This window comes from Intrasporangium chromatireducens Q5-1, from assembly GCF_000576575.1.
GTDB classification, from domain to species: Bacteria; Actinomycetota; Actinomycetes; order Actinomycetales; family Dermatophilaceae; genus Intrasporangium_A; species Intrasporangium_A chromatireducens.
This window is the reverse complement of the sequence record NZ_AWQS01000174.1, coordinates 1-8,121: the sequence shown is the minus strand read 5'-3', so window position 1 is coordinate 8,121 and position 8,121 is coordinate 1. Positions and strand designations below refer to the sequence as shown.

General features: G+C 72.3%; 8 protein-coding genes. All 8 read right to left on the bottom strand.

Translation table 11 applies throughout. From position 1 onward, the window contains the following. Positions 1 to 26: 26 nt before the first annotated feature. Positions 27 to 2,585, bottom strand: coding sequence for a phenylalanine--tRNA ligase subunit beta (pheT, locus tag N864_RS16385; RefSeq protein ID WP_034719235.1), 2,559 nt, complete (start codon positions 2,583 to 2,585; stop codon positions 27 to 29). Positions 2,586 to 2,588: 3 nt separating this feature from the next. Next, entirely contained in the window at positions 2,589 to 3,704 is a 1,116-nt protein-coding gene (gene pheS, locus N864_RS16380; protein ID WP_034719232.1) for a phenylalanine--tRNA ligase subunit alpha, read from the bottom strand. A 157-nt stretch (positions 3,705 to 3,861) separates the two neighbouring features. Beyond that, complete coding sequence (locus N864_RS16375; RefSeq protein WP_034719230.1) at positions 3,862 to 4,971, bottom strand: PAS domain-containing sensor histidine kinase; 1,110 nt, start codon at positions 4,969 to 4,971, stop codon at positions 3,862 to 3,864. A gap of 37 nt (positions 4,972 to 5,008) precedes the next feature. Beyond that, positions 5,009 to 5,815: a TrmH family RNA methyltransferase gene (locus N864_RS16370; protein ID WP_034719226.1), complete on the bottom strand. Its 807-nt coding sequence runs from the start codon at positions 5,813 to 5,815 to the stop codon at positions 5,009 to 5,011. A gap of 26 nt (positions 5,816 to 5,841) precedes the next feature. Further along, positions 5,842 to 6,225 carry a 50S ribosomal protein L20 gene (rplT, locus tag N864_RS16365; protein ID WP_034719224.1) on the bottom strand — a complete coding sequence of 128 codons (384 nt, stop codon included), beginning with the start codon at positions 6,223 to 6,225 and terminating at the stop codon, positions 5,842 to 5,844. Positions 6,226 to 6,308: 83 nt separating this feature from the next. Further along, positions 6,309 to 6,503, bottom strand: a complete 195-nt coding sequence (gene rpmI / locus N864_RS16360) for a 50S ribosomal protein L35 (RefSeq protein WP_034719222.1) — start codon at positions 6,501 to 6,503, stop codon at positions 6,309 to 6,311. Positions 6,504 to 6,590: 87 nt separating this feature from the next. After that, entirely contained in the window at positions 6,591 to 7,148 is a 558-nt protein-coding gene (gene infC, locus N864_RS16355; RefSeq protein ID WP_034719220.1) for a translation initiation factor IF-3, read from the bottom strand. Between the two features lie 306 nt (positions 7,149 to 7,454). Then, a partial coding sequence (locus N864_RS16350) for an MFS transporter (RefSeq protein ID WP_034719217.1) occupies positions 7,455 to 8,121 on the bottom strand: 667 nt, incomplete at its 5' end.

The following is an 8,121-nucleotide window of genomic DNA, read 5'->3' as shown; positions in this document are numbered from 1 at the left end:
TCGTCGGTTGGTGGCCTCTCGACGGGTCAGCGCTGGGTGGCGCCGACCGCCTCGGCGGCGGCGCCGACCGCCGCGTCGCGGAACCGGTTGACCTCCTCGGTCGTCAGCGTCCGGTCCGGTGCCCGGAAGGTGAGCCGGTAGGCGAGCGACTTGTGCCCGGACCCGACCTGCTCCCCTTCGTAGACGTCGAAGAGCGTGACGGCCTCGAGGTCCGACCCGGCGCCGCGGCGCAGCGCCGCCTCGACGTCGGCGGCCGGCACGTCGACGTCGACGAGGAGCGCAACGTCGGTCAGCGCCGGGGGGAACGTCGAGAACTGCCGGGCCTGCACCGGCTCCGCGCTCGCCGCGGTGAGCACGTCGACGTCGAACTCCGCGGCGACCGTGCGGGCCGGCAGGTCGAGCGCCGCCAGCACCTTGGGGTGCAGCTCTCCCGCCCAGCCGACGATGGTCCCGTCGGTGAGCGAGATGCGCGCGCAGCGGCCGGGGTGCCAGGGGGCGCGATCGCGGTCGTTCGCGACGACCACCGGCACGGCGAGGGCGGCAGCCACCGTCTGGACGGCCGCGACGGCGTCACTCCAGTCGACGGTCCGACCGGGTCCCCACCAGCCGGCCTGCTCCGCGAGCCCGCACGCGACTAGGGCGGCGTGGCGCGGCTGGTCGGGCACAGCGGCATACAGCCGCGCGAGGAGCGCGTGGTCCGGCCGCCCGTCGACGCCCGGGATCGGTGCCTGCGCCACCGGCCCGTGCGGCCGGAAGACAAGCCCGATCTCGGAGACGGCGACGTCCTTGTGGCCGCGCGCCACGTTGCGGCGCAGCGCGTCGACCAGGGTGGACAGCACCGTGGTCCGCATGAGCGGACGCTCCTCGGAAATGGGGTTGGCGAGCCGCACCGCGTGGCGACGGTCGTCGTCCGCGGCGAGCATCAGCTCGTCGGCGAGGCCGTCGGACACGAAGGGGTAGGTGAGCACCTCGGTGCACCCCGCGGCCGCGAGGGCGTCGGCGACGACCCGGCGCACGTGCTGGCCGTGGGTCAGGCCGTGCCCCTCCGTCGGGGTCGGGATCACCGACGGGATGTCGTTGTACCCCTCGATCCGGGCGACCTCCTCGGCGTAGTCGGGGCCGTCGACGAGGTCGGGGCGCCACGAGGGTGGTGTGACGAGCACGTGCGTCGCATCGGTGCCGGCGCCGGTCTCCTCGACGACGCAGCCGAGGACGCGCAGGACCTCGAGGACGCGGTCGCGCGAGTAGTCGACGCCGACGATGCGTCCGGGCTCGGTCACGTCGAGCAGGTAGGGCTGACGCGGCGTCGTGTGGTCGACATCGGTCACGCCCTCGTCGACGGTGCCCCCGCCGTACCGGACGAGCAGGTCGACGGCCAGCTGGGCCGCCGCGGGTGCCAGCTGCGGGTCGACGCCACGCTCGAAGCGCTTCGAGGCCTCGGTCACGAGCTTGTGCCGACGTGACGAGCGGGCGACGGACGTCGGGTCGAAGTGGGCCGACTCGACCAGGACGTTCGTCGTCGAGTCGTCCACCTCGGAGGAGGCGCCGCCCATGACCCCGGCGATCGCAAGCAGGTGCTCCCCGCCGTCGGTGATGAGCAGGTCCTCCGGGTCGAGGGCCCGCTCGGCGTCGTCGAGCGTGGTGAGCTTCTCCCCCGCACGGGCCCTCCGCACGACGATCGAGCCGGACAGCTTGTCGACGTCGAAGGCGTGCAGGGGCTGGCCGACGGCGAGCATCACGTAGTTCGTGACGTCGACCGCGAGCGAGATCGGTCGCATCCCCATCTGGGTCAGCCGCTTCTGCATCCACTTCGGGGACGGACGGGTCGGGTCGATGCCGCGGATGGTGCGCGCGACGTAGCGGTCGCAGCCGGCGACGCCGCCCAGCGGACGGTCGTCGTCGATGACGACCCGGTAGCCGGTCTCGTTGGCGGCCGGCACCTCGACGAGCGCCGGGTCGCGGTAGCCGCCGGCGGGGCTGCCCTGGGAGTGCCAGTACTCGCGGGCCAGGCCGCGCACCGAGAAGCAGTAGCCGCGGTCGGGGGTGACGTTCGCCTCGATCGTCTCCTCGCCGAGCCCGAGCAGCGCGATCGCGTCGTCGCCGGGCTTGACCCCGGCCACCTCCTCGGCCCCGAGGAGCTCGTCGAGCACGATGATGCCGGCGTGGTCGTCGCCGAGGCCGATCTCGTCCTCGGCACAGATCATGCCGTTGGACACGCGTCCGTAGGTCTTGCGCGCGGAGATCTCGAACCCGCCGGGCAGGACCCCGCCGGGCAGGACCACGACGACGAGGTCGCCGACCTCGAAGTTCGTGGCGCCGCAGACGATCTCCTGGTGCTTGCCCTCGGTGAGCATCTGTCCGTGCTGCCCCACGTCGACGACGCAGTAGCGGATCGGCTTGCCGTTCTTCTGCACCTGCTCCTCGAACTCGAGGACGCGGCCGACGACGAGCGGGCCGGTGATGTCACCACCGTGGAGGTCCTCCTCCTCGATGCCGACGGACACGAGCGCGGCGGCGACCTGCGCACCGGTCACCCCCTCGGGGACGTCGGTGTACTCGGCGAGCCAGCTGAGCGGCATACGCATTGGTCAGACCTCCATGCCGAACTGCTGGGAGAAGCGGACGTCACCCTCGACCATCTCGTGCATGCCCTGCACGCCGTGGCGCAGCATCAGGGCGCGCTCGATGCCGAGGCCGAAGGCGAAGCCGGAGTAGACGTCGGGGTCGATGCCGCAGGCCGCGAGCACCTTGCGGTTGACCATGCCGGAGCCGCCGAGCTCGATCCAGCCGGAGCCGCCACAGGTACGACACTGGGCGGCACTGCCTGGTGTGGTCGAACCCGAGCCGTGGCAGGCGAAGCAGACGAAGTCGGTCTCCATGGACGGCTCGGTGAAGGGGAAGTACGACGCCCGCACGCGGGTGCGGGTGCCCTCTCCGAACATGATCTGCACGAAGGCGTCGATCGCGCCGCGCAGGTGCGCCATCGTCAGACCCTTGTCGACCGCCAGGCACTCGATCTGGTGGAAGACCGGGGTGTGCGTCGCGTCGAGGTCGTCGGTGCGGAACACCTTGCCGGGCGCGACGATGTAGATCGGCGGCTCCTTCTCGAGCATCGTGCGGATCTGGACCGGAGACGTGTGGGTGCGCAGCACGAGCCCGGAGTCGACCGGGTCGAGGAAAAAGGTGTCCTGCATCTGCCGGGCCGGGTGGTCCGGCCCGAGGTTGAGCGCGTCGAAGTTGAGCCACTCGGCCTCGAGCTCCGGGCCCTCGGCGACCTCCCAGCCCATGCCGACGAACGAGTCGACGAGCCGCTGCGCGACGAGCTCGATCGGGTGGCGGGCCCCGAGGCGGCGCCGCAGCGCCGGGACGGTGACGTCGACCCGCTCCTCGACGAGGATCCGCTCATCGCGTTCGGCCTCGAGCTCGGCCTGGCGCGCAGCGAGGGCCTGACCGACCCGACCACGCGCCTGCCCGACCCGCTTGCCGGCCTCGGCCTTCGCACTCGGCGGCAGCGCCCCGATCTCACGGTTGGCGAGGGCGAGGGGGCTCTTCTCGCCCTGGTGGGCGGTCCGGGCGGCCTTGAGCTCGTCGAGCGAGGACGCGGCGGCGATGGCCGCCAGGGCCGCGTCGACGGCCGCCTGGACGGCGGCCGGCTCGAGCGCCGCGACCTCGACGGGGTCGTAGTTCGTGTTGGGTCCTGACATGGGTGGCGGGTCGCTGCTCTCGTGGACGGTTCTCGTGGACGGTTCTGGCAGGCGGTTCTCGTGGACGCGGCACCCGCCCGGGCGGACCGCGGGGCGGGTGGATCCCGGGCCAGTCTAGGGCGCGCCTGGGCCGCGGCTGCCGGCGGCGGAGGCGGGCTCAGGCGGGCCCGGGCACGAAGTCCGGCATGTTCGCCGGCAGCTGGACGGTGAACCGGGCGCCGCCACAGTCCGACTCCCCCACCGTGACCGTCCCGCCGTGGGCCTCGACGAGGCCGCGCACGACATAGAGCCCGAGGCCGGTCGTGGCCGTCTCCTCGCCGTGCCAGAACCGGTCGAAGACGCGGTCGCGGTCCTCGGGCCGGATGCCGTCCCCGTCGTCGTCGACGTGCACGAGGACCCCCGCCGGGTCGACGCCGTCGCGGTCGAGGACGACCCGAACCCGGCCGCCGCCGTGCAGCACGGCGTTCTCGATGAGGTTGAAGAAGACCTGCTCGAGCCGGTCCGTGTCCGCCCACAGCTGTGGCATTCCCTCCTCTCGCGCGGCGGGCGTCAGGGACAGCGAGATCTGGCTCGAGCGAGCCAGATCGTGGCGCACGACGTGCCGGCGCAGCAGGTCCTCGAGGTTGACCGGGCCGAGCCGGAGCTGGAGCCGGTCGGCGTCCAGGCGGGAGATGTCGAGCAGCTCGCTGATGAGTCGGGTCAGCCGCGTCGCGTCGGACTGGATCGTCTCGATCATCAGCCGCTTCTGCTCGTCGGTGAACCGGTCCCAGCGCCGGAGCAGGCTGCTCGTGAACCCGGTGACCGAGGTGAGTGGCGCGCGCAGCTCGTGGGCGACGGTCGCGAGGACGGTCGCGCTCTCGCGCTCGGCCCGCAGGCGGGCCTCCGCGTCGCGCACGCCGACGAGCACCCTCTCGACCGGTCCGCCCCGCTCGGTGCGGAGGTAGCGGGCGGTGACGAGCAGGTCACGGCCCCCCGGACCGACGAGCAGCTTCTCCCGGTGACCGGTCAGGGTCGAGATGCCGTTCCAGGGGTCGGTCTGGCTCCACCAGTCGCGGCCCGACTTGTCGGTCAGCGGCAGGACGTCCTCGACGGGATGGCCGACGAGGTCCTCGCGCTGCAGCCCGAGGGTGCGCAACGCCTCGGTGTTGGCGAACCGCACGACGCGGTCGGCGTCGACGACGACGAGGCCGTCGGGCAGCAGCTCGGCCATGGTGTCGACGGGCATCGCGACGTCCGCCTCGGACGGTAGCGAGCGCGGGATGGCCATGAACCGCAGGATAGCGACGCCGCCCGCCTCGTGGCGGTCAGCGACCGGCCCGACGTCGCGCCTCGGCGGAGGCGTAAAGGCACACGGTCGCGGCCATGGCGAGGTTGAGCGACTCCGCGAGCCCGTAGATCGGCACCCGCACGACGTCGTCGCACTGCGCCCGGACCTCGGCGGGCAGCCCCCAGGCCTCGTTGCCCATGACCCATGCGTGCGGTCCGTCGAGCGGGGCGTCGTGCAGCAGGGTCGTGCCGGCGCCGTCCGCGGCGAGCCGTCGGATCCCGCGGGCCGCGAGGGCGGCGAGGATCTCGTTGACGGGCCGGCCCACGACAACGGGAAGGTGGAAGATCGAGCCGGCCGTCGACCGGACGACCTTGGGCGCGTAGACGTCGACGCTCGCGTCGCTGACGACGACGAGGTCCGCGCCGGCGGCGTCGGCACCCCGGATGACGGTCCCGGCGTTGCCGGGGTCACGCACGTGCGTGAGGACGCACACGACCGCGTCCGGCGGCAGGCCCGCGAGGGCCGCGTCGAGCGAGAGGTCGGCTCGGCGGCATACGGCGACGATCCCTTGCGGCGTCTCGGTCTCCGCCATAGTGGACAGCACGTCGGCGCTCGTCTCGTGCACGTGCAGCCCCGCGTCCTCGGCGCGCGTGATGATGTCCGTATGCCGCTGGGCGGCCTGCGCGGTGACGTAGACGTCCCGCACGTGCTCGGCCCGGTGGACGACGGCCTCGCGCACCGACTGCGGGCCCTCCGCGAGGAACAGCCCGGTCCGGGAACGCACGGAGCGCCGCGACAGCGCCCGGACGGACCTGACCCGGTCGGAACGCGGGTTGGTCAGCACGGGGCGTCGCGGCGCTCGGTGGATGCTCAGGCGCTCTTGGCCTCGGCGGTCTGGGCCGGCACGTTGGCGCGGGCGACCTCGACGAGGGCGGTGAAGGCCGCGGCGTCGTTGACGGCGAGGTCCGCGAGGATCTTGCGGTCGACCTCGACGCCGGCCGTGCGCAGGCCCTGCATGAACCGGTTGTAGGTCATGCCGTTGGCGCGGGCGGCGGCGTTGATCCGCTGGATCCACAGGCGACGGAAGTCACCCTTCTTGGCGCGGCGGTCGCGGTAGGCGTAACCGAGCGAGTGGGTGACCTGCTCCTTGGCCTTGCGGTACAGCCGCGAGCGCTGGCCGCGGTAACCGCTGGCGCGCTCCAGAACGACGCGACGCTTCTTCTGGGCGTTGACCGCCCGCTTCACGCGTGCCACGTGAGTACTCCTTCGTTGGTGCTGCTGCCGGTGCCCGGACGGGCCGGCGGCTCAGCGAGATGCTGATGGGTGGGGAACTCGGCTCACTTGCCGAGGAGCTTCTTGACCTTCTTGGCGTCGGCCGGGGCGACCTCGACGTCGTTCGCGATGCGCCGCGTGTAGCGCGAGGACTTGCGCTCGAGCAGGTGGCGGCCGCCGGCCTGCTCGCGCATGACCTTGCCCTTGCCGGTGAGCCGGAAGCGCTTCTTGGCGCCGCTGTGCGTCTTCATCTTCGGCATGAGTGCCGATCTCCTTTGTTTCGTGCCGGACGTGCGCGGGCGCACGCAGGCGTGGTCAGGGACGGGCCGCGAGGGCTCCCGTCCGGGTCACTCCGCCGCCGTCGCCTCCGGCTCGGGCGCGGACTGCTCTGCGGCCGCGGCGTCGCGGGCGCGTCGCTGCTCCGCCTTCGCCTCGGACTTCTTCTTCTCTGGTGCGATCACCATGATCATGTTGCGGCCGTCCTGCTTCGGCGCGGACTCGACGTGGCCCAGCTCGGAGATGTCCGTGGCGAGCCGCTCGAGCAGACGCCGACCGAGCTCCGGGCGGGACTGCTCCCGACCGCGGAACATGATCGTCACCTTGACCTTGTCACCGGCCTTGAGGAACCGCTCGACATGGCCCTTCTTGGTGCCGTAGTCGTGGGGGTCGATCTTCGGTCGGAGCTTGATCTCCTTGATGACCGTGTTGACCTGGTTCTTGCGGGCTTCCCGGGCCTTCATGGCGGCTTCGTACTTGTACTTGCCGAAGTCCATGAGCTTGGCGACCGGCGGCTTGGCCATGGGTGCGACCTCGACGAGGTCGAGGTTGGCCTCCTCGGCGAGGCGCAGCGCGTCCTCGACGCGCACGATCCCGACCTGCTCTCCGTTGGGGCCGACCAAGCGCACTTCCGGGACCCGGATGCGCTCGTTGATGCGAGGCTCGCTGATGTGGTGCTCCTAAGTTCGTTGGTGTCGACCTGACCAGCAACGAGAAAAGGCTCCTCGCGTGTGCACGAGGAGCCCTGGCGGTCCCTGACGGGACGTATGCCGCTGAGCGGGCTCAGCGGCATACGGCACAGTGGGTGTCCCGCGGGGACACGTCACTGCGCGGACCGGACCCGGCAACCGTGAGGTCGACGCGGGTGGAAGTCGGGCTTCTCTTGCACGCCGCGCCCGGCTCACCGACGAGGTCGGCGGGTCGGAAACGGCTGGTCAGTGCTCAAGGATAGCAGCGGCGGCCGCCGGCTCCGAATCGACGTGCTGTGGCGCCGACTCGGCGCGGCTGGTCAGGGCGCCGACGGCGGCGACCCCCAGCCCGACGGCGGAGACGACGAGGAAGCCCCACTGCCACCCACCGAGGTCGATCGCGATGCCGGCGACCGGCGCGCCCAGCGCGGACCCGGCCGTCATGGCCGAGCCGTGCCACCCCATCATCTCGCCCCGGAACCGCTCCGGCACGACCCGGCTCAGGTGCTCGACGGTGGCGGTCACGGTGGGCGCGCAGAGCAGGCCGGAGACCGTGATGAGCACGGCGAAGCTCGGCACCCCGGACGCGATCGCGACCGGTGCAGTGACGATAGCGAGGGCGCCGAGCAGCCAGTAGACCGAGAGGGAGCGGTGCCAGGCACCGTAGAGCAGGCCGCCCACGAGCGAGCCGAAGCCCCACAGGGCGAGCACCCAACCGATCGCCTCGGCGCGGCCGAAGTCGCGCAGGGCGGCGACGACCCCGACGTCGGTGCCGGTCAGCACGACCGTCGAGGCCATGGCTGCGACGTAGACGACCGCGACGGGCAGCGTGATGAAGCCCCGGAAGGCCCGACGGGGCGGCGCGGCCGCTGTGGCGACGCGGTCGGCTGCGGCGGCTACCGCGGCTGCGGGC

Coding starts and splice junctions, on each gene's coding strand:
- pheT (WP_034719235.1), bottom strand. CDS start 2,585: ATGCGTATGCCGCTCAGCTGGCTCGCCGAGTACACCGACGTCCCCGAG.
- pheS (WP_034719232.1), bottom strand. CDS start 3,704: ATGTCAGGACCCAACACGAACTACGACCCCGTCGAGGTCGCGGCGCTC.
- N864_RS16375 (WP_034719230.1), bottom strand. CDS start 4,971: ATGGCCATCCCGCGCTCGCTACCGTCCGAGGCGGACGTCGCGATGCCC.
- rpmI (WP_034719222.1), bottom strand. CDS start 6,503: ATGCCGAAGATGAAGACGCACAGCGGCGCCAAGAAGCGCTTCCGGCTC.